Here is a 23,457-nt window from a genome sequence, read left to right as displayed (position 1 = left end):
CGATGTATAAAACCATTGAAGATGAAGTCCTGAAAAAAGCCGCGCATAACGATTTAAAAGGAATCGACAATGGCCGTTGACCAACCCGCCCCCGCCCTGAAGGAAATCTTCAACGCCGAGCGCCTCAAGCACATCGCCACCGAGATGACCGCGGTCTATCCCGACTTCAACGCCAAAAACTTCTTGAAACTGGCCAACGATGGACTGGCCGAGCTGTCGATCATGCAGCGCATGGCCCGGGTCAGCGAATCTCTGCACGCAGTGCTGCCACTGGGTTTTGAAGAGTCGCTGGAGGTATTGCGCGCCCTCGCCCCGCGCCTGAACAGCGGCTTCGTCAGCATCTCGCTGCCGCATTACGTCGCGACTTACGGCGCCCATGCTTTCGAACCGTCCATGGCTGCGCTCAAATACTTCACCACATTCGGCTCCGCCGAGTTCGCGATCCGCTATTTCCTGCGCAGTGACCTCAAGCGCGCGTTGGCCGTGATGCACGATTGGTCGCTGGATGAAAACGAACATGTCCGGCGCCTGGCCAGCGAAGGCTGTCGCCCGCGCCTGCCGTGGTCATTTCGCCTGGAGCAGATTCAAGCTGACCCGAGCCTCGCCGCCGCGATCCTCGACAACCTCAAGGCGGACGCCAGCCTTTACGTGCGCAAGTCGGTGGCCAACCACCTCAACGACATCACCAAGGACCATCCCGAATGGGTGCTGGACCTGATCGAAGGCTGGTCGCTGGAGAACAGGCATACCGCATGGATCGCCAGACATGCGCTACGCAGCCTGATCAAACAGGGCAACCAGCGGGCGCTGGCGATTATTGGCGCGGGCGGCAAGCCCGAGGTCGAAATCATTGGTGTGAACGTTGAACCGGCCGTGATTGGCCTGGGGGAGAAAGTCACCTTGTCCTTCAGCGTTAAATCCACGGTCGAGGACAGTCAGCGCCTGGTGATCGACTACGCCATCGATTACGTCAAAGCCAATGGCAGCACCTCGGCGAAGGTGTTCAAGCTCAAGGCATTGACGCTGCCCGGCCATGCGACCGCCCTCCTCAGCCGTGGTCAACACATTAAGGAACTCACCACGCGCAAGCACTACGCCGGCCGGCACGCGGTGCACGTCCTGGTGAACGGCGAACGCCTCGCCAGCACGGCCTTCGAAATCCTTCCCTGAACACGCGGCCAACCGTAGGAGCGAGGCTTGCCCGCGAAGAGGCCCTTGAGTCTGATATCAATTTCAAAACCGCCTTCGCGGGCAAGTCGGATCGCCGCACCGCTGCTCCTACAAAGGGTCGGGGTTTAGCAGCAGGTTTTGTTCGCGCTCACACAACTCCACCACGTAATCCCACAACACCCGCAACCGCACGGACTTGTGCAGCTCGCGACGGGTACTGATCCAGTAGCTGCGCTGGATGCTTTCGTCCGGCAATAGCGGCACCAGCTGCGGATCGGCGCTGGCCATGTAGCACGGCAGCACCGCAATCCCCAACCCCGAACGCGCCGCCTGTTGCTGGGCGATCACGCTGGTGCTGTGGAACACCACCTGCGGATTGCGGCAGAAGCTGTTGAGGAACATCAATTCCTGACTGAACAGCAAGTCGTCGACATAGCCGATCCACGCATGGCGCCCGAGGTCTTCGCGGCTGCGCAGCGGTGGCGCTCTGTCGAGGTAGGCCTGGCTGGCATACAGCGCCAGGCGATAGTCAGTGAGTTTGCGCGTGACCAGCATGTCGGCTGCGGGGCGTTCGAGGTGGATGCTGATCTCCGCTTCGCGGTTGAGGATACTGACAAATCGCGGCACCGCCACCAGCTCCACTTCCAGCCCCGGATAGCGCTCGAACAAACCGTTCATGCGACTGGCGAGGAACATGATGCCCAGGCCCTCGGTCACCCCCACGCGAATCTTGCCCAGCGGCGCCGTCGATTGGGTGATCTCTTCCTGGGCCAGCAAGGCGACGTTCTCCATCGCTTCGGCGTGTTTGAGCAGCGCCTCACCCGCCGGCGTCAATTCATAACCCTGGGCGTGCTGGACGAACAGCGCCGTGCCGAGGCTTTTTTCGATGGCCTCGATGTGCCGGGCCACGGTGGCGTGGGTGGTGTTCAAACGGCGGGCAGCGGTGAGCAAACGCCCGCTGCGCTGCAATTCGAGAAAAAACCGCAGGTCATTCCAATCGAACATGAACCGTCCTTAGGGATACGCTGTTTAAAAACGCACAGCGGCTGCGCAAAAACTAACATTCTTTTGACGAAAGCTAACAACTAGGATGATCGACAACAAGAACAACAATACGAGGTCAGGGATGCAGACTTCCCTTGAAGAATACGATTACATCGTGGTCGGGGCCGGGCCGGCGGGATGTTTGCTGGCCAATCGATTGTCGGCCAACCCGCAACACCGGGTGCTGCTGCTCGAAGCCGGCGGCCGCGATAACTACGCATGGATTCACATCCCCGTGGGTTACCTGTTCTGCATCGGCAACCCACGCACCGACTGGTGCTTCAAGACCGAAGCGCAAGCAGGCCTGCAAGGTCGCGCCCTGAGTTACCCGCGCGGCAAAGTGCTCGGCGGTTGCTCCTCAATCAACGGCATGATCTACATGCGCGGCCAGGCCGGCGACTACGACGGTTGGGCAGCCGATGGCAATCCCGGCTGGCGTTGGGACGATGTGCTGCCGCTGTTCAAGAAAAGCGAAAACCACTTTGCCGGTGATTCGCAATTTCACGGCGCCGCCGGGGAATGGCGGATCGAGCGTCAGCGACTGTCCTGGCCGATTCTCGATGCGTTCCGCAGCGCAGCCGAACAAAGCGGCATCGCCAGCATCGATGACTTCAATCAGGGCGACAACGAAGGCTGCGGCTACTTTCAGGTCAACCAGAAGGCCGGGATTCGCTGGAACGCGGCCAAGGCATTTCTCAAACCGGTCCGCCATCGTCCCAATCTCACCGTGCTGACCGACGTTGAAGTCGACCGTGTGCTCCTGGAAAACGGCCGCGCAGCAGCGGTAAGTACACGCTGGCAGGGTCAGGCGAAAACCTTCAAGGCGCGCAAGGAAATCGTCCTTTGCGCGGGAGCCGTCGGTTCGCCGAGCATCCTGCAACGCTCCGGCATCGGCCCTCGCCCGCTCCTGGAAAAACTGGGCATCGGTGTGGCCCATGAGCTGCCCGGTGTGGGCGGCAACTTGCAGGATCACTTGCAACTGCGGCTGATCTACAAACTGCAAAACGCGCGCACCCTGAACCAGATCGCCGGCAGTGTGTGGGGCAAGATCGGCATGGGGCTGCGTTATCTGTATGACCGCAGTGGCCCGCTGTCCATGGCGCCGAGTCAGCTCGGTGCGTTTGCCCGCTCGGGGCCGGAGCAGACTTCGGCGAACCTCGAATACCACGTGCAGCCACTGTCGCTGGAGCGTTTCGGCGAGCCGCTGCATGCCTTCCCGGCCTTCACGGCGTCGGTCTGCGATCTGCGTCCGCAAAGCCGTGGGCGAATCGACATTCGCTCGGTCAGCCCGCAGGACGCGCCGCTGATTCAACCCAATTACCTGAGCCATCCGGAAGATTTGCGCGTCGCTGCCGATGCGATCCGCCTGACCCGACGCATCGTTTCCGCGCCCGCCCTGCAAGCGTTCAAACCGGTGGAATACCTGCCCGGCGACAGTTTGCAGAGCGAAGAACAACTGCACGAAGCCGCCGCGCGAATCGGTACGACGATTTTCCATCCGGTCGGTACGTGCCGCATGGGCAACGACGGGGACGCGGTGGTCGATGCCGAATTGAAAGTCCACGGCATCCCCGGCCTGCGCATCGCCGACGCCTCGATCATGCCGCGCATCACCTCGGGCAACACCTGTTCGCCGACGCTGATGATTGCCGAAAAGGCCGCACAACTCATCCTCAACCCCGCCACAAGGAGCCTGACTTCACCGATGGAACTGGTGAGCAATGCCTGACCTCCAAACACGAAACCTGTAGGAGCCGGCTTGCTGGCGAAAGCGGTGTCTCAGGCGACATCGCTATTGAATGATCCACCGCTATCGCCAGCAAGCCGGCTCCTACAGGGTTGTAGGCAAGGCACAAGAAATATGAACGACAAAGATCAACTGTAGGAGCTGGCTTGCCAGCGATAGCGGCGGATCAATCAACATCGATGTCACCCGATGCACGGACAGTAGCGGCACCCGCCCACAAGGCTGGTGCCGACAGTGGAACAACAAAAACAATCACTGTGAGGGATACCGATATGTCAGAACACGTTCAATCTCTGGAAATCACGCGCAGCACCGATGCCAGCCGTGACACCCGCAAAGTCATCTTCGCTTCGTCACTGGGAACAGTGTTCGAGTGGTATGACTTCTTCCTCTACGGCGCCCTCGCGGCGGTGATCAGCAAACAGTTTTTCGCCGGGGTCAACGACACCACCGCGTTCATTTTTGCACTGATGGCATTCGCCGCCGGCTTTATCGTGCGGCCCTTCGGTGCACTGGTGTTCGGGCGGCTGGGAGACATGATCGGGCGCAAATACACCTTCCTCGCCACCATCGTCCTCATGGGCGTCGCGACGTTTTGCGTCGGGTTGCTGCCGACTTACGCGAGCATCGGCATCGCCGCACCGATCATCCTCGTGGTGCTGCGCATGCTTCAGGGCCTGGCCCTGGGCGGTGAGTACGGTGGCGCTGCGACCTATGTCGCCGAACACGCGCCCATCGGCAAACGCGGATTCCACACCAGCTGGATTCAGTCCACCGCGACCCTCGGCCTGTTGCTGTCGTTGCTCGTGGTGCTGGGTTGCCGCTACTTCACCGGTGACCAGTTTGAAGTCTGGGGCTGGCGGATTCCGTTTCTGTTTTCCATCGTGCTGCTGGGCATCTCGACCTGGATTCGCCTGAGCCTGCACGAATCGCCTGCGTTCGTGAAAATGAAAGAGGAAGGCAAGCTCTGCAAATCGCCACTGCGCGATTCCTTCGGCAAATGGGAAAACCTCAAGGTCGTGCTGATCGCGCTGTTCAGCATCAACGCCGGGCAAGCGGTGACGTTTTACGCGGCGCAGTTTTACGTGCTGTTCTTCCTCACTCAGTTCCTGAAAATGGACCCGGCCCTGGCCAACAGCCTGCTGATCGTCAGCGTGATCATCGGCGCGCCATTCTTCATTTTCTTCGGTTGGCTGTCGGACAAGGTCGGGCGCAAACCGGTGCTGATGATCGGCCTGTTGCTGGCCACCGCGCTGTACTTCCCGATCTTCAAGACCCTGGCTCATTACGCCAACCCGGCGATCGACCAGGCCAGCCGTCAGGCACCGATTACCGTACTGGCCGACCCGGCGACCTGCACCTTCCAGTTTGATCCGGTGGGCAAGGCGAAATTTGACAGCCCGTGCGACAAGGTCAAAACATTCCTGGTGAAACAGGGCCTGCCCTACAGCAGCGAAGCGGCCCCGGCCGGCAGCGGCGTGCAGGTCAGCGTCGGTGACGTGAGGCTTGAAGGCTTTGACGAAGCGGCTCTGCGAGGTGCGGTGACCCTGGCCGGGTATCCGTCAAAAGCCGACGTCCAGTTGATCAACAAACCGATGATCGTGGCGCTGATCGTCGCGCTGATCATCATCTCGGCCATGTGCTACGGACCGCTGGCGGCGTTGATGGTCGAGCTGTTTCCGACGCGCATTCGCTATACCTCGATGTCCCTGCCGTATCACATTGGCAACGGGTGGTTTGGTGGATTCCTGCCGACGGTGTCGTTTGCGTTGGTGGTGTACACCGGGGACATTTTCTATGGGCTTTGGTACCCGGTGGTGATTACTGCGGTGAGCCTGGTGGTGGGGATGATCTGTTTGCGTGAGACCAAGAACGTGGATCTGGATACTAACTGAGGGTTGGTTGGTGTTTGGGCGGTTGGGGGCATGTCCGTTATTTCGGTGATGGCTGCTGGCGGTTTCGCCCTTACGGCGAGTCACTTGGAAAAGCCCCAAGTAACCAAGGGCTCTTGCCCCTTTCGTTCGGTGCCTCGCTGTGGCTCGGCATGCCCTCGCTCCGGTCCTGCTCCGTGGGCCCGCCGCCATCGGCCATCCATGGCCGGGGGCGGCTAACCCGGCATCCATGCCGGGTTGCCCACTGCGCAGAACCTCCACTCAGCCTCTCGAGGGGGCGCTCAGATCAAAAGCGGAAGGCGAGCTAACGCTCGGCCTGATGAGTGGTGAGAATCAAAAGCGTATGGGGTTCCCTGTAGGAGCCGGCTTGCCGGCGAAAAGCGTCTGAGCGACGCGTTCATTCAGACAGCCCGCGTTATCGTTGACGTCCATCGCCAGCAAGCTGGCTCCTACAAGGGAAATGCGTATGTGTCTGGATAAATACGATCAACTGTAGGAGCCGGCTTGCTGGCGATAGCGGTGCGTCAGTCGACACATTTATTGACTGGACGGATGCCATCGCCAGCAAGCCGGCTCCTACAGGGAATCGGTGTACATGTCAGGAATGGGTGAGCGCAGCAGAGAAGGACAACGCGTACCCCCAAAGAGCCAGGTCGGCTTTCAGGCCGCCTCGGCGGCTGTGGCGGTCGTCGCCCCCTCGAGAGGCCGAGTGGAGGTTCTGCGCAGTGGGCAACCCGGCATGGATGCCGGGTTAGCCGCGCACGGCCAAGGATGGCCGATCGCGGCGGGCCCACGGAGCAGGACCGGAGCGAGGGCATGCCGAGCCACAGCGAGGCACCGAACGAAAGGGGCAAGAGCGCTTTGGTTACTTTCGCGCTTTTCGAAAGTGACTCGCCGTAAGGGCGAAACCAATAGCCGCCGTTACCCCAATAACGGATATATCCCCCCCAAAAAACCCAAACACCCAACACCGAGAAAAACAGAATTACCGCAAACACGAGCCGTTTTCGCTACTCTGGCTCCAAGCACCCATCGCCCCGCCACTCACCCGACCGAGGCACCATGATCATTTCATCCGCATCCGACTATCGCGAGGCAGCCCGCCGCAAACTCCCCCGATTCTTGTTCGATTACATCGATGGAGGCGCTTATGCGGAGCACACACTGAGGGCCAACAGCGCCGACCTGACAGGCATCAGCCTGCGTCAGCGCATTCTGAAAAACGTCGAAACCCTGAGCCTGCAAACCACCCTCTTCGACCAGCCCCTCGCAATGCCAATCATCCTGGCGCCCGTAGGCCTGACAGGCATGTTCGCCCGTCGAGGCGAAGTACAAGCCGTGAAAGCGGCGCAAAACAAAGGCATTCCCCTGTGCCTGTCGACGGTCTCGGTGTGTTCGATCGAGGAAGTCGTGGCCCAAAGCCAACAATCCATCTGGTTCCAGCTGTACGTGCTGAAAGACCGGGGCTTCATGAAAAACGCCCTGGAACGGGCCAAGGCCGCCGGGGTGAAGAACCTGGTGTTTACCGTCGACATGCCCACGCCCGGCGCGCGCTACCGGGATGCGCACTCGGGCATGTCCGGGCCGTTTGCGTCATCGCGGCGAATACTTCAGGCGATGACCCGACCCGACTGGGCCTTCAACGTCGGCGTCATGGGACGCCCGCACGATCTGGGCAATATCTCGAAGTACCTTGGCAAAGCTGTCACGCTCGAAGACTACATGGGCTGGCTGGCGAACAACTTCGACCCATCGATCAGCTGGAGCGATCTGGAGTGGATTCGTGACTTCTGGAAAGGCCCGATGATCATCAAGGGCATTCTCGATCCTCAGGACGCGCGAGACGCCGTCAGCTTTGGCGCGGACGGCATTGTGGTGTCGAACCACGGCGGACGACAGCTGGACGGCGTGCTTTCCACCGCCAAGGCATTGCCGCCCATCGTACAAGCGGTGGGGAATAATCTGACGGTGCTGGTCGACTCGGGGATCCGCTCGGGGCTCGATGTCGTGCGGATGCTGGCCCTGGGCGCGAAAGGTGTATTGCTGGGGCGATCCATGGCCTATGCCCTGGCCGCCGACGGTCAACGCGGGGTGGAAAACATGCTGGATATTTTCGCCAAAGAGATGCGCGTGGCCATGACGTTGACCGGGGTGACTTCGATTGCTCAGATCGATGAGTCGACGCTGGTGCAGGCGGTTCGTGAACTGAACGCTTGATTGTAAAAACGCCCTGTCAATGCAGGGCGTTTTCAATCACTCGACGTCTTTGAGAATCTCGAACTTCACCTGATCGGGATAGAACGCAATGTAGCCCCGAATCTGTTCTACCGACACTTTGGGATCTTCATAGCTCCACGCCGCATTCGCGCCCTCATGCCCCGGGACCTGCAGGCTGAAATAGCTCGCATCACCCTTGTAGGGGCAGTAACTCGTGTGGTCGGTGCGGGCAAAATACTTCTCGTCGATATCCTCCCGGGGCACGTAGTACACCGGAGGGTAATTGGCCTCCAGCAGCACCAGCGCGCGCGCCGACGCAGCCACCTGAATGCCGTGAAACTTCACCAACAGACAGCCAGGCTGCTCGGCGATGGTAATGACAGGGCTAGGACCGGAGCTTTTCATGAAATGCGTTCCTCGGGACGGTGAAAAACCTGTGGGAGCGTGCGATGCGGCAATCCGAATTGCCCGCAATGGGTCGCACAGTGCCCCAAAACTTGAGAACACAGCTTTGTCAGGTATAACCCAGATTTCATCAGCGCGACGGCTTCACAGCCGAACGGGGCGCTGGAACTATCCGTCGGTGGACCGGCACAAGCGCAGAGGCGGATAACGTCAAATGTAGAAGCGAGATGCCGTTCGTTGCAATGACTCGAAACGCACGAGCTGTACATCCATACAGATAAAGATTGCTCCATCGCTCATCAGCGGCCATTCTGTGCACCTCCCGGCAATTGATGAACGATGGTGGTTATGCGGTTGTACCTCTGTGAAAAACCTTCCCAGGCCAAAGACATTGCGGCCGTGCTCGGCGCCCGGCGTCGCGGCGACGGCTGCTGGTTGGGAACGGACGTCACGGTGACCTGGTGCATCGGCCATCTGCTGGAAACCGCCCCACCGGATGCCTACGACGCACGCTACAAGCGCTGGGTGCTGGCGGATCTGCCGATCATTCCGGACAAATGGAAAATGACCGTCAAACCGCGCACCGCCAGTCAGTACAAGGCCGTCAAACGCTTGCTCGGCGAGGCCGATGAATTGGTGATCGCCACCGACGCCGACCGTGAGGGCGAAATGATCGCCCGGGAACTGGTGGAGCATTGCCGTTATCGCGGGCCGATCCAGCGGTTGTGGCTGTCGGCGCTGGACGATGCGTCAATCCGCAAGGCATTGGCTGCGCTGAAGCCGGGGGCGGAGACCTTCAGCCTTTATCATTCGGCGTTGGGCCGTTCACGGGCCGACTGGCTGATCGGCATGAACATGAGCCGGTTGTTCACGCTGCTGGGGCGCCAGTCCGGTTATCAGGGCGTATTGCCGGTCGGTCGAGTGCAAACGCCGACCCTGCGCCTGGTGGTGGACCGCGACCGCAGCATCGCCGATTTCGTCCCCGTGGCTTACTGGGCCATCGACGTGCAGCTGCTGCACGATGGCACCGCGTTCACCGCACAGTGGCGTGCGCCGTCCGATGTTTGCGACGATCAGGATCGCTGCCTCAATCAGGCACTCGCACAACAAGCTGCGGCGGCAATTGGCAATGCGGCGAGCGCCCGGGTGATCAAACTGCGTACCGAGCGCATGCGTGAAGTGGCGCCGTTGCCGTTCGATCTGGGCACGTTGCAGGAAGTCTGTTCGAAGAAACTCGGGCTCGGCGCTCAGGAAACCCTCGACATCGCCCAGGCACTCTACGAAACCCACAAAGTCATCACCTACCCTCGCAGCGACTGCGGTTACCTGCCGGTGAGTCAGCACAGTGAAGCGCCCGGTATTCTTGCCGCCCTGCGGCAAGCAGATCCGACGCTGAACGCCTTGCAGGACCACCTTGAACCGCAACGGCGCTCACGGGCCTGGAATGACGCCAAGGTCAGCGCTCACCACGGCATCATCCCCACGGCTGCGGCAAAGAACCTGGATCGACTGGTGGGCAAGCAGCGAGCAGTCTACACGCTGATCCGCGCGCGGTATCTGGCGCAGTTTCTGCCCAACCACGAATACGACCGGACCCAGGCCGACTTCGACTGTGCCGGTGAAGCCTTGCACGCGGTCGGCAAGCAGATCGTCGAACCCGGCTGGAAGCGCGCCCTGCCCGAGGCCCTTGCTCCGGCCAAGGGCCGCGAAGTACCGGCGCCGCAAACACTGCCGACATTGAGCGAAGGCCGTGATTGCGCGGTGGCCGAAGTGAAGCTCAAGGACCTTTGGACGCAACCGCCCAAACCGTTTACCGAAGGTGATTTGATCAAGGCGATGAAGAATGTCGCCAAGCTGGTCGAGGATCCACTGCTGAAACAGAAACTCAAGGACACCACCGGGATCGGCACCGAAGCCACCCGCGCCTCGATCATTCAGGGCCTGCTCGACCGTGGTTATCTGGTCAAGAACGGCAAGGCCCTGGCCGCTACCCCGGCGGCGTTCAGCCTGATCGACGCCGTGCCGCGCGCGATTGCCGACCCTGGCACCACAGCGATCTGGGAACAGGCGCTGGACATGGTGCAGAACGGCGAAATGAGCCTGGAAGAATTCGTCACCAAACAAGCGGCGTGGATGAGCAAGCAGGTTGCCCGCTGCTCCGGCCTGAGCCTGACCATCAGCGGGCCCGCAAGCCCTGCCGGGCGAGGTGCCACACCCTGGAAAAACAAACGCAAGCCGGCCAAACGCAAGTCATCGACCGGCGCCAAACGTGCAGCAAAAACGCCGGGTAAAGCTTGATGGCACTTCGAATGGACAGCGATGGTCTAGTGTTCTTCAAGCCCGGCTACAACCCTGTTTCCTGAAAAGGCATCGACCATGATTATCGTGCACCACCTGAACAACTCCCGCTCCCAGCGCATTCTGTGGCTACTGGAAGAACTGGCCATCCCTTACGAACTGAAGCTCTATCAGCGCGATCCGAAAACCAACCTGGCCCCGCCGGAACTGAAAGCGATCAACGCCCTGGGTAAATCGCCGGTCATCGAAGACGGCACGCAGAAGCTGATTGAGTCCGCCGCAATTATCGACTACCTGATTCGTCGCCATGGCGAGGGGCGCCTGCAACCCGATCCGTCCACCCCGGCCTACGATGAATACGTGCAGTGGCTGCATTTTGCCGAAGGCTCGGCCATGTTGCCGCTGATGTTGAACCTGTATGTCGGACGTCTCGGTGAAGCCGGCGCACCGCTGCATCCACGGATCAACTCGGAAGTGGCCAATTACCTCGGCTATCTGAACACGGCACTGAGCCATTCCGATTACCTGTTGGGCAAGGAACTCAGCGCAGCCGATATCCAGATGAGTTTTATAGGCGAAATCGCCCGCGCCCAGGGCAAGCTCGGCGACTACCCTCATGTAGCGGCCTGGATCGAGCGCTTCCAGGCGCGCCCGGCCTATCAAGCCGCACTGAAGAAAGGTGGAAAATACGACTTCGCGCCTCACTGATTGATCCCGCTCTGAACAGGAGCCAGCCCGCATGCCCTCGATAGAACTGCACGCCGCTCAGCGCGACGAACTGGAAACGCTCGAAAACCTGATGCAGTTCTATATGTACGACCTCAGTGAGTGGCTGCCGCTCAAACTCGGCGGGCATGGCTTCTTCCACATCCAGCCGCAACAGGACTACTGGCGCAACCCCGCAACCCGCCCGTTCCTGATCAAGGTCAACGGGGAGCTGGCCGGTTTTGTGACCGTGGATGACAACACCCATCTGCCTGGCGCCCAGTACAACATCGGCTACCTTTTTGTCAGCCGACGCTTTCGTGGCCAAGGAGTCGCGACGTTTGTCGTTTCTACCCTCTTGAGCCAGCTGCCCGGGCAATGGCAGATTTTCCACATCGACGCCAACCCGCCTGCACGGCAGTTCTGGGCCAGTGTGATGCCAGACCTCACGGGTGACGCATTCTCCCTGCATCATCAGCCAGTAGACGGTTATCCCTGCACCTTTTACCGCTTCCAAAGCACGCCGCCCTCGTCCTGAGTGGCGCTTTCAACCTACTGCTTTCTAATTCCAAACAGCTTTGTCCGACAATATGTAGTGACTGAAAATAATCACTACAAAACCGTTGACGCCTCCGATTTGCCCTTGCATGATGCAGACATCTCCCCGATCGGGAGTACAGCAACATGTTTGAGCAAGCTCGTCTGACCGCCGAGCTGTTTTTCCCGGATACACGCTGCCCACAAGGCAGATTGAAGAAGCTGACCTGGCCCGAACGTCCAGTACAAGGACGAGAAGCGCTGGCGATCAATCCTCATGAAGCTTGTGGCCGACCCTGAAAACGTCGGCAGTGGCCTGAAGGTATTCGCTGCTTCTCTTCGTTGTGACGCTATTGCGTAGCAGTTATTCAACACGACTACATGCAACAGACGCGGAACCCCGTCACTTTCGACGGCCGAACGCTGACGTCCTGGTTTCGGTGCCAGGGATCAACTAACCGATGGGCTACTTGTATTAGCGAATCAACTTTGAAAGATCACCAAATGGTCAAGGGGCATATTATGAATCTGAACAATCAACCTACTATCGATGAACTGGCTCGTATGTTCGCTGCGCAAAAAGACAGCCACGACAGCCACATTCTGTGGATCAGCAAATCAGGCCAGGTTCATATCGATTGCCTGTCGCCGCATGCCCATGAAGCCGAGTTCGACCAGAACAACCAGAACCTGTTGGCCCGACTGAAAATGTACCGTCGCGGCCAGGGTTATGTCGGCAAGAAAGCTGCAGCCGACAAGGACTTCATCGGCAATGTCCTGCAAACGCTGAAGCAGGCCTGGGACTCGATGCAGAACCAGAATGAAGTTCGGGTGATTGATCGGTTCTACTGATAAACCATCGCAATAAAAAAGGCCCCGCTCGAATAAACGAGCGGGGCCTTTTTGTTTGTCTCCGGTTTGCCAAACAAAGCTATTGTTAAGCGTATCCGCTGTTGGTCACTGGAGACTTGCGATGAAAAACAAGCTGATATTCCCGCTGTTGCTGGTTCTGACAAGTGTTGCTCAGGCAAACAGTGTCGACGGTGTCCCGTCATTCTCGGTGGAGTGCCCCGGCAAGATTCTCGTCCAGGCAGATCAGGATGGGCCGGTCATGATCAACGGCAAGGAAGCCGACACCAAAATCATCAGTGAGCGCCGCTTCGAAGCCAAAGGCTCCGGCATCACCCTGTCAATTGTCCTCGCCGATGACGATTCGGTCGCCGTGACCTCCTCCGGCAAGGCCCCCAACGGCGTGTGTCAGTCAGTGGATGACTGATGTCGCCTCAACGGTTCCCAGCAACAGTTCCATGAAGGCCACCGACGCCGCGCTGTGGTAGTTGTTTTTACGCCGCAGCAGCGCAGCCCCGCGCTTGGGCGCCTCCCCCAGCAACGGAATCCTGCGTAACGCGCGGTCCTGAGTGGCGATGGGTTCCGGAAGGATGGTGGCAATCGCCGTGTGGCGAATGACTTCCAGCAAGGTGCTGACCGAGTTCACCTCGATGGCCACTGTTGGCGTGATCTGCTGCTCAGCGAAATACTCATCGATTCGGGTTCGGGTGACGAAGTCTGTGGCCAACAGGGCAAACTCCAGCTGGGCCACCGCTTCAGCGGATAACGCGACCCGGCTTTCGTACAACGGATGATCCCGTCCGACCATCACGCCCAGCGTCTCGGTAAACGCCGGGATCGACTCGATGTCGGCATTCCTGACCTGATCAAATGCAATGGCGATGTCCAGTGAGTCATCCAGCAGCCCGGCCTCAATGTCGTCCATCGACAACTCGAAAATCTCCAGGTGAATGTTCGGATAGCGCGCCACGTAGTCGCGTACCAATGGCCCGACCAGATACGCCATGAACGTCGGCGTCATCGCCAATCGCAATGTCCCCCGGGACAAGTCCTTCACGTCATGCAACGCCCGTTTACCCGCCTCCAGTTCCACCAGCACCCGCCGAGCACACTCGATGTAGGCCTCACCCGCATCGGTCGGCTTGACCGTGCGCGAGGTGCGGTCGAACAGGCTCACGCCGAGGGTTTCCTCCAGTTGGCGGATCTGTTGCGACAAGGTCGGTTGAGACACGTGCAATGCCTCGGCAGCACGGGTGAAGCCGCCGTGGTCGGCGACCGCCAGCAAGTAGCGCAAATGTCGGAGCAACATCGGGATCAACCTATAGGCAGGACTTATGCAATGCATTGTATATCGGTCTTGGACGCTATGAATCAATCGGCAGAAGATTGCTTCACACCCAAGCAGTACTCAACCCGATAGGAGATTCACCATGCAACAGTCCCACGCTTACAACGACCCGAGCCTGGCCCTGACCACCTCGATCCTCGATGCCAAGGCGCGTAAAAACCTGTCGTGGCAGGACCTGACCGACGGCACCGGCCTCGGCCTGGCCTACGTCACCGCCGCCCTGCTCGGTCAGCACCCACTGCCGGAAAGCGCCGCCAAAGTGATTGGCGAGAAGCTCGACCTGGACGCCGACACCGTGGCCCGCCTGCAAATTATTCCACTGCGCGGCAGCCTCTCTGGCGTGCCGACCGACCCGACCATCTACCGCTTCTACGAAATGATCCAAATCTACGGCACCACGCTCAAAGCCCTGGTTCATGAACAGTTCGGCGACGGCATCATCAGCGCGATCAACTTCAAGCTCGACATGAAAAAAGTAGAAGACCCGGAAGGCGGCTCCCGCGCCGTGATCACCCTCGACGGCAAGTTCCTGCCACTGCGTCCTTTCTGACTTGATCCCGGCCCGCACTCAAGTGCGGGCCAGTTCCAGAACCCCGCTTGTTTCTTTGTTCACCACATTGGCCTGGAGGATGCCCCATGAAAAAAATTCTGTTGGTGCTGTCGTTGTTAGCGGGCATGTCTGCCCAGGTTCACGCAGAAGAAACGGCCGTCGCCTACGAGTACGGCATGAAACTGGACATCGCGCATGTCGTGAGCATCACGCCGATTGCCGATGAATGCGGGGTCGTCCCCGTGGAAATGACGTACCAGGACTCCACGGGCGCCACCCACATTCTGGACTACAGCGTGTTTGGCACCGGCTGCTCGAACTGATCCCCCATCATTTGAAAGGAAATGCCCCCATGAAAGCGCTCATCGACGGTTTTTTGAAGTTCCAGACGGAAGCCTTCCCACAACGGACCGACCTGTTCAAACACCTGGCCACCACGCAACACCCCGGCACGCTGTTCATCACCTGTTCCGACAGCCGTGTCGTACCGGAACTGCTGACTCAGCAAGAACCCGGCGAACTGTTCGTGATCCGTAACGCCGGCAATATCGTGCCCTCCTACAGCCCGCATCCGGGCGGTGTATCGGCCACGGTCGAATACGCGGTGGCCGTACTGGGCGTCACCGACATCGTGATTTGCGGCCATTCGGATTGTGGCGCGATGACAGCCGTCGCCAGCTGCAAATGCATGGATCACCTGCCCGCCGTCAGCGGCTGGTTGCAACATGCGGAATCGGCGAAGGTCATCAACGAATCCCGGCCTCATGCCAGCGACGCGGCGAAAGTGAGTTCGATGGTGCGGGAAAACGTGATCGCGCAACTGGCGAACATTCAGACGCACCCGAGCGTGCGACTGGCTCAGGAAAAAGGCCTGCTGAACCTGCATGGCTGGGTCTACGACATCGAAACCGGTTCGATCGATGCACTGGATGCCAACAGCCGCACGTTCGTGTCGCTGGTCGAGCACCCAACCACGTGCGCCGTTTACGGCAAAGCGGTTGAAGCGGCTTGATCCGCGCACCAGAGGGCCATCGCCCTCAGCTGGCACCGTGCAGCCAATCAGCATCCGCGCTCAATAGCCGCGAAGTGAAAATGCAGCGCGCCCGATTCACGGAAGCGCTGCACCCCGCCCTATTTGTCTTCCGGCTTGGCTGACGAGGATGGCCGGATATCCGGGTTTTCCTCGGCGTTGGGCGGTGTTGGAAAGCTTCCAGGCGTGAACACGTGAGTCAGCAATTCCCTGGCATCGATTTCATTGACACCATTGACCGTGCGAGCCAGCGCAACAGCCTGCTCACATTGCTTATGCGTGTTGACGCGACCACTCAACATCACCGTTCCCGCGAGGGTTTTTACATGGACTTGCAGGCCAAGGGTCGGATCGGCCAACGCCAAGGCCGACTTCACCCGGGCTGTCAGCCACGCGTCATGCGCGGCCATTTCCAGCTTATGAGAGTAATGATCGAAGGATTGAAGTTTCATGGCGGACCCCTGTCTCAAGACGCAGTCGCAGACACCCTTAATTATAGTGCGGTCTGCGCTTGAGGTCGGGTTCTCAGCGTTTGACCGACAGATCGATCTGCGTCATGCGACTACGGATCGTGAACACACCGTCGCCCGAGAGAATCGCGCTGCGAGCGAACAGGCGACCACTCTCCCAGTTCGAAAGCCCCAGTTCCGGTTTATTCAGCGCGTACTGCCCGTCAACCCAACGGGTGATTCCGTTGCCGACAAAAGGTGCGTTGACCGCGTTGTAGAAGCGCTCATGCGCCTCGGCATTTTCACTGATCAACGACACGGTGAATTGCGGGCTGTAGCGATTGAACAAGGCGATGGCCTGGCCCAGGTCGTCGACGATCTTGAGGCTGACTTCCGGGGTTTCTTCCCACTCCCACTCACGGCCCAACTGTTCTTCGGGCAGTGGTTCGGCCAACGCTTCGGTCTGGTAGCCGTCGGGGCGGTAGACCTCGACGGTTGCACTCCGCCAACGGCCAGGCAAATACGTTTCGCTGCCCTCGACGATGTGCAACTTGCAGCCCTCTTCCCGAGCGCTGCCGGCTTTTTCCAGGGCGTCCAGAAACAGCGGCACCAGTTCGGCGGCGCGATCGCGGTGGATCAGGCAGACGTTCAGCGTATTGCAGACTTTACGGTCCAGGGAATTGCGCACGACGGCGGCAAAACGCTTGGCGTCGGCGTCCTTGTCGGCGACCAGCCAGGCACCACCGGTGCCATGCAGGCTGACGGCAGTGCCGACCTGTTGCGCGATGCTGCCCAACTGACTGACCGCACGCCCCGAACCACGAGCCACCGCCAACGACAGGCGACGGTCGGCGAACATGGCCCAACCGGCGGCGTGATTGACACTTTCCACCAGCGACACTGCGCCCACCGGCAAACCGGCCTCACTCAATGCCGGATTCAACGCGTGGGTGACAATGGCTTGCGCCGTGCCCAAGGCATCGCTGCCAATGCGCAGCACCGCGGTGTTGCCGGTGCGCAACACGCCAGCGGCGTCGGCGAAAACATTCGGTCGGCCCTCGAAGACGAAGGCGACGATGCCCAACGGCGAAACCACCTGCTCGACTTTCCAGCCGTCATGCTCGACGCAACTGATCACTTTGCCCCGCGTGGCTGACGCATCGCGCCAGGCCCTGAGACCCGCAATCATGTCGCGACGCATACGCTCATCGGCCAGCAACCGTGTGGTGGAGCGTCCACGCGACTTGGCCCATTCGATGTCGGCCCGGTTGGCCGCTTCGATCAAGTCCCAGCAGTCCTGGTTTTCCAGGCGTTGGGCAAAAAGGTCGAAAAACGCACTGATCGCCTGATCGGAAACGGCGGACATCGCCGCAAACGCCGCTTCAGCCCGCTCAATCGCGACCGCCGCCGCTTTCTGGTCAGCAACGGGAATCAGCAACAACTCGCCGCTGACCTGCTCCACCAACAGGTGGTCCCCGGGCTGAAAGCGCAAGGCCAGTTCGGGGCTGACCACAGTGACGCGGTTACCAGCGAAAGGGATTGGCGTGCCAGCGACTAGACGTTCGAGCGCAAGAGACATGAAGCGGTTTCACCATGCAATGGGCGGTCAGAAAATGTATAGCAAAATTTCTGGAGCGTCATTAACCGGTGGCCATCCGACGCATTTCGTTCGATTGCGAAACCGTACGCAAATCCCCTGTAGGAGCCGGCTTGCTGGCGATAGCGGTGGATCAGTCAACGTGTGTATTGGCTGGACAGACGCCATCGCCAGCAAGCCGGCTCCTACAGGGGAATGCGCACGATCAAAGAGACACGTCGGTCGGCCACAACCCCGCGCTATCAGAACACCGACCAGCCAATCCGCTGGCTCAACAACTCCAGCGCGGCCATGCCCGCCAGTGAGTTACCGGCGGCGTTGAGTTCCGGCGACCAGACGCACACCGTGAACTGCCCCGGCACCACCGCGACGATCCCGCCGCCCACGCCGCTCTTGCCGGGCAAACCGACGCGATAGGCGAAGTTGCCAGCCTCGTCGTAGAGGCCGCTGGTGGCCATGATGGAATTGACTTGCTGGGTCTGGCGGCCGCTGAGGATCTGTTCGCCGCTGTGCTTGCAGAAGCCGTCGTTGGCCAGGAAGCAGAACGCCCGCGCCAGGTCCACGCAACTCATGCGCAAGGCGCAATGGCTGAAGTAGCTGCGCAGCACCGCTTCGACATCGTTGTGAAAATTGCCGAAGGATTGCATCAGGTACGCCATGGCGGCGTTGCGCGCCCGGTGCTGGTATTCGGACTCGGCGACCTTGCCGTCCACCATGACTTGCGGATTGCCCGACAGGCGCCGGACGAAATCGCGCATCGACAAGGCCGGTGCGGCAAAGCGCGACTGATTGATGTCGCAGATCACCAGTGCACCGGCGTTAATGAACGGATTGCGCGGGCGCCCGCGTTCGAATTCCAGCTGCACCAGCGAGTTGAACGGCTGCCCGGAAGGCTCGTGCCCCAGGCGCTGCCAGATGGCTTCGCCGGAATGTTCGATGGCCTGCACCAGGCTGAACACCTTGGAAATACTCTGTACCGAGAACGGCGTGTGGGCGTCACCGGCGCAAAACAGCTCACCGTCGTTGCCATATACGGCGATGCCCAGTTGATTGGCCGGCACGGTGCCGAGGGCAGGAATGTAGTCAGCCACCTTGCCCTGACCGATCAGGGGCCGAACTGCGTCAAGGATCTCGTTCAACAGCGCTTGCATGCCGGGTTCCGAAGTCTCGCCCCAAGGGATTGCGGGGACACTGACGCTAGACGCTGGTGGTCGGCAGCGGATCACAGTTGTGAATTGGAATGCCATTGTAGGAGCCGGCTTGCTGCGGGCGGCGTTCCGACGATAGCGTCCGTTCAGGCAATTAATGTATCGACTGACCCACCGCTATCGCCAGCAAGCCGGCTCCTACAGTGATTTGTGGGGGGCCAAGGAAATTTAGGGGGTTACGTATCAGAGTGTGTACAGCCCCGTCCTTGACACACCCCGTCCATAAAACCCCACCCCAACGACACATCGCAGATACACCCGATTGGTGAAATGTGCCTGTCGATTGGCTCAGCCGATCAAAGCGCTCAACTCACTCAATGCTACGGAGTATCACCATGTTCAAGCTCTCGACTTCTTCCCTGACCCTCGGCCTGATCATCGCCGGCGGCCTGGCTCTGTCCAACGTCGCGTCGGCCTCCGAGTCCGAAGCGTTCAGCATGAAACAGCTGGCCCACGGCTACAGCCAGGCCCACGCCGACACCGCGGAAAAACCGGCTGAAGGCAAATGCGGCGAAGGCAAGTGCGGCGCCGGCGAGTAACCCTTGCGCGGGGCCGCGAGCCCCGCATCCCTGACTGAACGGAGACCATGTCCATGAACTCTGCAATCTCGTCGGCCGTGAAAGGCCTGCACCTGAACCTTGACCGTGCCGGTAGCTGGCTCGCCCCATTGACCCTGCGGTTGTTCATTGCCTGGGAATTTTTCGAGTCAGGCCTGGAAAAATGGAATGGCGAAAACTGGTTCGCCGACATTCAGGATCGTTTTCCGTTTCCCTTCGACCAGATACCGGCGACGCTGAACTGGGAACTGTCGATGTGGGCCGAACTGCTTTGCGCCCTTGCCATCCTCGTCGGCCTTGGCACGCGGATTTCGGCCATCGCGTTGATCGTGGTCACCCTTGTGGCGACGGCCGCCGTCCACTGGCCGGCCGATTGGTCTACATTGAGTGAGCTTGCTCAGGGTTACTCCATCAGCAACAAGGGCTACGGCAACTTCAAACTGCCGCTGATTTACCTCGCCGCCCTGATGCCGCTGTTGCTCTCGGGTGCCGGCAAGCTCAGTCTCGATACGTTGTTGGCTCGCTTCTTCTGGCGTCGCAACCACCGCTGAGGCGCCGGCGTTTCGATAACGTACCTGCCACTCCCAATAGAACAGGAGCAATCGCCATGAGTCTCACTCTCTACGGTTTTGACGGCAGTACTTATGTGCGCACAGTGAAGATGTTGCTGGTGGAAAAAGACGCGGACTTCGAGCAGGTGCAGGTCAACGTGATCAAAGGGGAACCGCACCTGCCGGAGCATCTGGTGCGTCACCCGTTCGGCAAGGTGCCCGTCGTCGACCACGACGGCTTTCGGGTGATCGAAACCGGCGCGATCATTGCCTACCTGGACGAAGTCCTGCCCGGCCCGTCAATCACCCCGGACAACGCCCACGACCGTGCGCGCACCCACATGGCCCAGGGCATTTATGACTCTTACGGTTATGGCGCGCTGGTCTCGGTGTTCGGCTACCATCTGTTTCCCGACTTCATTGGCGGGCAGAATGAAGATTCGCGTCGCCAAGGTATCGAGAACTCGAAACGAGTGCTGCGCGAGTTGATGAAGATTAAAGGCACCGATCCGTATATCGCCGGCCTTGAACCGAGCATCGGCGACTTCTACCTGGCACCGGGTTGCGCCTACATCGCGATGACTCCGGATGCGCCACAGGTATTTGCCGTGGACGGCTTCAACAGCTGGTGGAAACGGATGCAGGGGCTGACGAGCTTCAAAGCCACACAGCCGCATTAAGCTACGCCCCAACTCACTTGCGAAGACAGGAGCCACCATGAGCGTGACCACCCAATGGATCGAGATCGACAGCGCTGAAGGTAAATTCGGCGCTTACCTGGCGATTCCGCATACCCAGAAAGGCCCGGGGATTGTGCTGATCCAGGAGATCTTCGGTGTGAATGAACACATCCGCTCGGTCGCCGAGCAATATGCCGCCGACGGCTACCTGGTGATCGCACCGGACCTGTTCTGGCGCAGCGGCCCGCGCATTGAACTGACCTACGACGAAGCCGGCTGGAAACGCGCCGTCGAATTGATGAACGCCACCGACGTCGGCAAAGCGCAGAAAGACATCGAGCTGGCCATCGACGCTTTGAAAGCACAACCGGGTCTGGATGGCGGTATTGCCTCCATCGGCTACTGCTTCGGTGGCTTGCTCTCCTACCACACCGCTGCCAATGGGCTGGTGGACGTGGCGATCGCCTACTACGGCGGCGGCATCCAGAACCAACTGGACCGCGCCGACGAAATCGAAGTGCCGCTGCTGATGCACTTCGGCGAACAGGACAGCCACATCCCGCTGGAAGCCGTGGAGAAAATCGCCGAGCGTTTCGACAACAACGATAACGTTGAAATCGTGGTTTACCCGGAAGCCGAGCATGGCTTCAACTGCTCCCATCGCGACAGCTACAACCAGCGTGCCGCGGCTGAAGCCCATGGCAATACGCTGATCTTCCTGGGCATGGAACTCTAAGACCGACACGCTTTGGGTAGGAGTCCGGCTTGCTGGTGATGGCGATTTCAAAGACGCCATCGCCAGCAAGCCGGCTCCTACGGATCACAGGTGTGTTCGGGATCGCGGGTTCACACCAAACCTGTAGGAGCCGGCTTGCTGGCGATGGCGATTTCACTGACGCCATCGCCGGCAAGCCGTGCTCCTACAGATCTCGGGTGTGTTCGGGATCGCGGGTTCACACCAAACCTGTAGGAGCCGGCTTGCTGGCGATGGCGATTTCAGAGACGCCTTCGCCGGCAAGCCGTACTCCTACGGATCTCGGGTGTGTTCGGGATCGCGGGTTCACACCAAACCTGTAGGAGCCGGCTTGCTGGCGATGGCGATTTCAGAGACGCCTTCGCCGGCAAGCCGTGCTCCTACAGATCTCGGGTGTGTTCGGGATCGCGGGTTCACACCAAACCTGTAGGAGCCGGCTTGCTGGCGATGGCGATTTCAGAGACGCCTTCGCCGGCAAGCCGTGCTCCTACAGATCTCGGGTGTGTTCGGGGTTACGGGTTCACGCAAAACCTGTAGGAGCCAGGCTTGCCGGCGATGGCGATTTCAAAGACGCCTTCGCCGGCAAGCCTGGCTCCTACAGGTTTGGCGTTTATTGATTGATCGTCATGACTTTCATAATCACAACTCTTCCGCTTGCGCAGTGTCGGCCAGCTTCGGCTGCGCGTTGCGCTCGTGCACATGGCGATGCGGTGTGCGGTCGATGTTCAGGCTGAGGATTTCCGGACGGCTGTAGTGGCCGCGCCCATCCATCTGACGCTTGCGCACTTCGATCTGGAACAAGTCGATGTCGGCAATGACTTCGCCTTCACCTTCGGTCAGTGCGCCGACGACTTCACCTTGCGGATCGATGATCGCGGTGTAGCAACCACCGGAGATCGGACCAATGCTGCAACCGGTGTCAGCCATGATTTGCGCCTGCTGTTCCGGGTACAACCAGGCCGTCGAGTTGACCACGAAGCACGCCGATTCCAGCGCGTGCATGCGGATGCTGACTTCCATCTGGCGGGTGAACCGCTCACCGGCGAAGGAACCGGGGTACATCGAGGCGTGAATCTGTTCGCCATCCTCGATCAGGGCGTAACGCGCCAGCGGATTGTAGTGTTCCCAGCAGGCCAATTGACCAATGCGGCCAACAGCGCTGTCGATTGCGCGCAGGCCGGAACCATCGCCCATGCCCCAGATCATGCGCTCATGATAGGTCGGCGAAATCTTGCGACGGGCCTGAATCAGGGTGCCGTCCGCATCGAACAGTAATTGCGTGTTGTAGAGGGTGCTGCCATCGCGCTCGTTGACGCCGATGGACACCACCATATTGGCGTCCTTGGCGGCTTTGCCAATGGCATCGGTGGTTGCGGAAGGCACAACGACAGCCTGATCGAGCAATTTATAATGCTCGGAGCCCATTTCGAACGGCGACTGTACAAAGGAAAAGTACGGGTAATACGGCACGATGGTTTCCGGGAAAACGGCGAACTGCACGCCTTTCTCGCCGAGTTCACGGATCTTGTTGACGACCTTTTCTACAGTGCCTTCACGGCTGTAGAGCACAGGTGCGATCTGGACGGCAGCGGCTTTGACGATGGTCATGGCGGTGATCTCAGTTGGGAATGGGGCTTCAACGAGATCTAGATTACGACAATAATATTTTGGCCAAAATGTCGAATACACCACCTTTTAAGCCACGCAGATAGCGATTTCAAATACGCCATCGCCAGCAAGCCGGCTCCTACAGATCGTGGGGATGTCCAGAATCGAGGATTCACACAAAACCTGTAGGAGCCGGCTTGCTGCGGGCGGCGTTCCGACGATCGCGATTTCGAGAACGCCGCCCGCAGCAAGCCGACTCCT

Annotated in this window: 24 protein-coding genes; 17 read left to right on the top strand and 7 right to left on the bottom strand. The window is 59.7% G+C overall.

Features of this window, described 5'->3' with window-relative positions:
• Window positions 1-69 precede the first annotated feature (69 nt).
• Window positions 70-1,170 (top strand): DNA alkylation repair protein, encoded by a 1,101-nt coding sequence (locus IB254_RS01495; RefSeq protein WP_192416057.1) that lies wholly within the window; start codon window positions 70-72, stop codon window positions 1,168-1,170.
• A 108-nt stretch (window positions 1,171-1,278) separates the two neighbouring features.
• Here IB254_RS01495 and IB254_RS01490 read toward each other — a convergent pair whose 3' ends face one another.
• A complete protein-coding gene (locus tag IB254_RS01490) occupies window positions 1,279-2,175 on the bottom strand; it encodes a LysR family transcriptional regulator (protein WP_008035628.1) in 897 nt (298 codons plus the stop codon).
• Between the two features lie 121 nt (window positions 2,176-2,296).
• Here IB254_RS01490 and IB254_RS01485 point away from each other — a divergent pair, with 121 nt between their 5' ends.
• The 3 genes from IB254_RS01485 (at window position 2,297) to lldD (ending at window position 8,070) form a co-directional block, all read left to right on the top strand.
• Window positions 2,297-3,943: a GMC family oxidoreductase gene (locus IB254_RS01485; protein WP_192416056.1), complete on the top strand. Its 1,647-nt coding sequence runs from the start codon at window positions 2,297-2,299 to the stop codon at window positions 3,941-3,943.
• Window positions 3,944-4,233: 290 nt separating this feature from the next.
• A complete protein-coding gene (locus tag IB254_RS01480; RefSeq protein ID WP_008032527.1) occupies window positions 4,234-5,856 on the top strand; it encodes an MFS transporter in 1,623 nt (540 codons plus the stop codon).
• 1,059 nt (window positions 5,857-6,915) lie between these two features.
• Window positions 6,916-8,070, top strand: a complete 1,155-nt coding sequence (lldD, locus tag IB254_RS01475; RefSeq protein WP_192416055.1) for an FMN-dependent L-lactate dehydrogenase LldD — start codon at window positions 6,916-6,918, stop codon at window positions 8,068-8,070.
• A 36-nt stretch (window positions 8,071-8,106) separates the two neighbouring features.
• Here lldD and IB254_RS01470 read toward each other — a convergent pair whose 3' ends face one another.
• Window positions 8,107-8,475 carry a DUF427 domain-containing protein gene (locus tag IB254_RS01470; RefSeq protein ID WP_008028168.1) on the bottom strand — a complete coding sequence of 123 codons (369 nt, stop codon included), beginning with the start codon at window positions 8,473-8,475 and terminating at the stop codon, window positions 8,107-8,109.
• A gap of 348 nt (window positions 8,476-8,823) precedes the next feature.
• On the opposite strand from IB254_RS01470, the gene IB254_RS01465 reads away from it, so the two are divergent.
• From IB254_RS01465 to IB254_RS01440, 6 genes are all read left to right on the top strand, one after another.
• Window positions 8,824-10,773 carry a DNA topoisomerase III gene (locus tag IB254_RS01465; protein ID WP_192416048.1) on the top strand — a complete coding sequence of 650 codons (1,950 nt, stop codon included), beginning with the start codon at window positions 8,824-8,826 and terminating at the stop codon, window positions 10,771-10,773.
• Window positions 10,774-10,851: 78 nt separating this feature from the next.
• Window positions 10,852-11,481 (top strand): glutathione S-transferase family protein, encoded by a 630-nt coding sequence (locus tag IB254_RS01460; protein WP_192416046.1) that lies wholly within the window; start codon window positions 10,852-10,854, stop codon window positions 11,479-11,481.
• Between the two features lie 31 nt (window positions 11,482-11,512).
• The gene (locus IB254_RS01455; protein WP_192416044.1) at window positions 11,513-12,016 is read left to right on the top strand and encodes a GNAT family N-acetyltransferase; all 504 of its coding nucleotides are present in this window, start codon (window positions 11,513-11,515) and stop codon (window positions 12,014-12,016) included.
• Between the two features lie 146 nt (window positions 12,017-12,162).
• Entirely contained in the window at window positions 12,163-12,315 is a 153-nt protein-coding gene (locus IB254_RS01450) for a hypothetical protein (protein WP_007946257.1), read from the top strand.
• A 222-nt stretch (window positions 12,316-12,537) separates the two neighbouring features.
• Complete coding sequence (locus IB254_RS01445; protein ID WP_008028159.1) at window positions 12,538-12,867, top strand: hypothetical protein; 330 nt, start codon at window positions 12,538-12,540, stop codon at window positions 12,865-12,867.
• A gap of 121 nt (window positions 12,868-12,988) precedes the next feature.
• Entirely contained in the window at window positions 12,989-13,291 is a 303-nt protein-coding gene (locus IB254_RS01440; protein WP_192416034.1) for a hypothetical protein, read from the top strand.
• Here the strand turns inward: IB254_RS01440 and cynR are convergent.
• On the bottom strand, window positions 13,277-14,173 hold the full coding sequence (gene cynR / locus IB254_RS01435) for a transcriptional regulator CynR (RefSeq protein WP_192416031.1): 897 nt from the start codon (window positions 14,171-14,173) through the stop codon (window positions 13,277-13,279). The genes IB254_RS01440 and cynR overlap by 15 nt on opposite strands.
• 121 nt (window positions 14,174-14,294) lie before the next feature.
• On the opposite strand from cynR, the gene cynS reads away from it, so the two are divergent.
• From cynS to IB254_RS01420, 3 genes are all read left to right on the top strand, one after another.
• Window positions 14,295-14,762 (top strand): cyanase, encoded by a 468-nt coding sequence (gene cynS, locus IB254_RS01430; protein ID WP_008043963.1) that lies wholly within the window; start codon window positions 14,295-14,297, stop codon window positions 14,760-14,762.
• 86 nt (window positions 14,763-14,848) lie between these two features.
• Window positions 14,849-15,085 (top strand): DUF2790 domain-containing protein, encoded by a 237-nt coding sequence (locus tag IB254_RS01425; protein ID WP_192416029.1) that lies wholly within the window; start codon window positions 14,849-14,851, stop codon window positions 15,083-15,085.
• Between the two features lie 29 nt (window positions 15,086-15,114).
• On the top strand, window positions 15,115-15,774 hold the full coding sequence (locus IB254_RS01420; protein WP_192416027.1) for a carbonic anhydrase: 660 nt from the start codon (window positions 15,115-15,117) through the stop codon (window positions 15,772-15,774).
• 119 nt (window positions 15,775-15,893) lie between these two features.
• On the opposite strand, the gene IB254_RS01415 is transcribed toward IB254_RS01420, so the two are convergent.
• The 3 genes from IB254_RS01415 to glsB all read right to left on the bottom strand — a co-directional run bounded on the left by IB254_RS01415 (window position 15,894) and on the right by glsB (window position 18,989).
• Window positions 15,894-16,244 (bottom strand): BON domain-containing protein, encoded by a 351-nt coding sequence (locus tag IB254_RS01415; RefSeq protein ID WP_192416025.1) that lies wholly within the window; start codon window positions 16,242-16,244, stop codon window positions 15,894-15,896.
• A 73-nt stretch (window positions 16,245-16,317) separates the two neighbouring features.
• The gene (locus IB254_RS01410; RefSeq protein ID WP_192416023.1) at window positions 16,318-17,820 is read right to left on the bottom strand and encodes an aldehyde dehydrogenase family protein; all 1,503 of its coding nucleotides are present in this window, start codon (window positions 17,818-17,820) and stop codon (window positions 16,318-16,320) included.
• 260 nt (window positions 17,821-18,080) lie between these two features.
• A complete protein-coding gene (gene glsB / locus IB254_RS01405) occupies window positions 18,081-18,989 on the bottom strand; it encodes a glutaminase B (RefSeq protein ID WP_008028142.1) in 909 nt (302 codons plus the stop codon).
• 392 nt (window positions 18,990-19,381) lie between these two features.
• Here glsB and IB254_RS01400 point away from each other — a divergent pair, with 392 nt between their 5' ends.
• The 4 genes from IB254_RS01400 to IB254_RS01385 are packed head-to-tail and all read left to right on the top strand — an operon-like array spanning window position 19,382 to window position 21,570.
• Window positions 19,382-19,585 (top strand): hypothetical protein, encoded by a 204-nt coding sequence (locus tag IB254_RS01400; RefSeq protein WP_008043946.1) that lies wholly within the window; start codon window positions 19,382-19,384, stop codon window positions 19,583-19,585.
• A 53-nt stretch (window positions 19,586-19,638) separates the two neighbouring features.
• Window positions 19,639-20,154: a DoxX family protein gene (locus tag IB254_RS01395; RefSeq protein ID WP_008028137.1), complete on the top strand. Its 516-nt coding sequence runs from the start codon at window positions 19,639-19,641 to the stop codon at window positions 20,152-20,154.
• Between the two features lie 56 nt (window positions 20,155-20,210).
• Window positions 20,211-20,834: a glutathione S-transferase family protein gene (locus tag IB254_RS01390; RefSeq protein WP_008043943.1), complete on the top strand. Its 624-nt coding sequence runs from the start codon at window positions 20,211-20,213 to the stop codon at window positions 20,832-20,834.
• Window positions 20,835-20,871: 37 nt separating this feature from the next.
• Window positions 20,872-21,570, top strand: a complete 699-nt coding sequence (locus IB254_RS01385; protein ID WP_192416020.1) for a dienelactone hydrolase family protein — start codon at window positions 20,872-20,874, stop codon at window positions 21,568-21,570.
• 657 nt (window positions 21,571-22,227) lie between these two features.
• On the opposite strand, the gene IB254_RS01380 is transcribed toward IB254_RS01385, so the two are convergent.
• The gene (locus IB254_RS01380; protein WP_192416018.1) at window positions 22,228-23,196 is read right to left on the bottom strand and encodes a nitrilase-related carbon-nitrogen hydrolase; all 969 of its coding nucleotides are present in this window, start codon (window positions 23,194-23,196) and stop codon (window positions 22,228-22,230) included.
• Between the last annotated feature and the right edge of the window lie 261 nt (window positions 23,197-23,457).

It is taken from the genome of Pseudomonas sp. PDM03 (assembly GCF_014852385.1).
Taxonomy (GTDB): Bacteria; Pseudomonadota; Gammaproteobacteria; order Pseudomonadales; family Pseudomonadaceae; genus Aquipseudomonas; species Aquipseudomonas migulae.
Note: the sequence above shows the minus strand (reverse complement) of the source record. Positions and strands in the feature narration are given on the sequence as shown.

Excerpts from the sequence above, each read along its gene's own strand:
- IB254_RS01495 (WP_192416057.1), top strand. The coding sequence starts at position 70 with ATGGCCGTTGACCAACCCGCCCCCGCCCTGAAGGAAATCTTCAACGCC.
- IB254_RS01490 (WP_008035628.1), bottom strand. The coding sequence starts at position 2,175 with ATGTTCGATTGGAATGACCTGCGGTTTTTTCTCGAATTGCAGCGCAGC.
- IB254_RS01485 (WP_192416056.1), top strand. The coding sequence starts at position 2,297 with ATGCAGACTTCCCTTGAAGAATACGATTACATCGTGGTCGGGGCCGGG.
- IB254_RS01480 (WP_008032527.1), top strand. The coding sequence starts at position 4,234 with ATGTCAGAACACGTTCAATCTCTGGAAATCACGCGCAGCACCGATGCC.
- lldD (WP_192416055.1), top strand. The coding sequence starts at position 6,916 with ATGATCATTTCATCCGCATCCGACTATCGCGAGGCAGCCCGCCGCAAA.
- IB254_RS01470 (WP_008028168.1), bottom strand. The coding sequence starts at position 8,475 with ATGAAAAGCTCCGGTCCTAGCCCTGTCATTACCATCGCCGAGCAGCCT.
- IB254_RS01465 (WP_192416048.1), top strand. The coding sequence starts at position 8,824 with ATGCGGTTGTACCTCTGTGAAAAACCTTCCCAGGCCAAAGACATTGCG.
- IB254_RS01460 (WP_192416046.1), top strand. The coding sequence starts at position 10,852 with ATGATTATCGTGCACCACCTGAACAACTCCCGCTCCCAGCGCATTCTG.
- IB254_RS01455 (WP_192416044.1), top strand. The coding sequence starts at position 11,513 with ATGCCCTCGATAGAACTGCACGCCGCTCAGCGCGACGAACTGGAAACG.
- IB254_RS01450 (WP_007946257.1), top strand. The coding sequence starts at position 12,163 with ATGTTTGAGCAAGCTCGTCTGACCGCCGAGCTGTTTTTCCCGGATACA.
- IB254_RS01445 (WP_008028159.1), top strand. The coding sequence starts at position 12,538 with ATGAATCTGAACAATCAACCTACTATCGATGAACTGGCTCGTATGTTC.
- IB254_RS01440 (WP_192416034.1), top strand. The coding sequence starts at position 12,989 with ATGAAAAACAAGCTGATATTCCCGCTGTTGCTGGTTCTGACAAGTGTT.
- cynR (WP_192416031.1), bottom strand. The coding sequence starts at position 14,173 with ATGTTGCTCCGACATTTGCGCTACTTGCTGGCGGTCGCCGACCACGGC.
- cynS (WP_008043963.1), top strand. The coding sequence starts at position 14,295 with ATGCAACAGTCCCACGCTTACAACGACCCGAGCCTGGCCCTGACCACC.
- IB254_RS01425 (WP_192416029.1), top strand. The coding sequence starts at position 14,849 with ATGAAAAAAATTCTGTTGGTGCTGTCGTTGTTAGCGGGCATGTCTGCC.
- IB254_RS01420 (WP_192416027.1), top strand. The coding sequence starts at position 15,115 with ATGAAAGCGCTCATCGACGGTTTTTTGAAGTTCCAGACGGAAGCCTTC.
- IB254_RS01415 (WP_192416025.1), bottom strand. The coding sequence starts at position 16,244 with ATGAAACTTCAATCCTTCGATCATTACTCTCATAAGCTGGAAATGGCC.
- IB254_RS01410 (WP_192416023.1), bottom strand. The coding sequence starts at position 17,820 with ATGTCTCTTGCGCTCGAACGTCTAGTCGCTGGCACGCCAATCCCTTTC.
- glsB (WP_008028142.1), bottom strand. The coding sequence starts at position 18,989 with ATGCAAGCGCTGTTGAACGAGATCCTTGACGCAGTTCGGCCCCTGATC.
- IB254_RS01400 (WP_008043946.1), top strand. The coding sequence starts at position 19,382 with ATGTTCAAGCTCTCGACTTCTTCCCTGACCCTCGGCCTGATCATCGCC.
- IB254_RS01395 (WP_008028137.1), top strand. The coding sequence starts at position 19,639 with ATGAACTCTGCAATCTCGTCGGCCGTGAAAGGCCTGCACCTGAACCTT.
- IB254_RS01390 (WP_008043943.1), top strand. The coding sequence starts at position 20,211 with ATGAGTCTCACTCTCTACGGTTTTGACGGCAGTACTTATGTGCGCACA.
- IB254_RS01385 (WP_192416020.1), top strand. The coding sequence starts at position 20,872 with ATGAGCGTGACCACCCAATGGATCGAGATCGACAGCGCTGAAGGTAAA.
- IB254_RS01380 (WP_192416018.1), bottom strand. The coding sequence starts at position 23,196 with ATGACCATCGTCAAAGCCGCTGCCGTCCAGATCGCACCTGTGCTCTAC.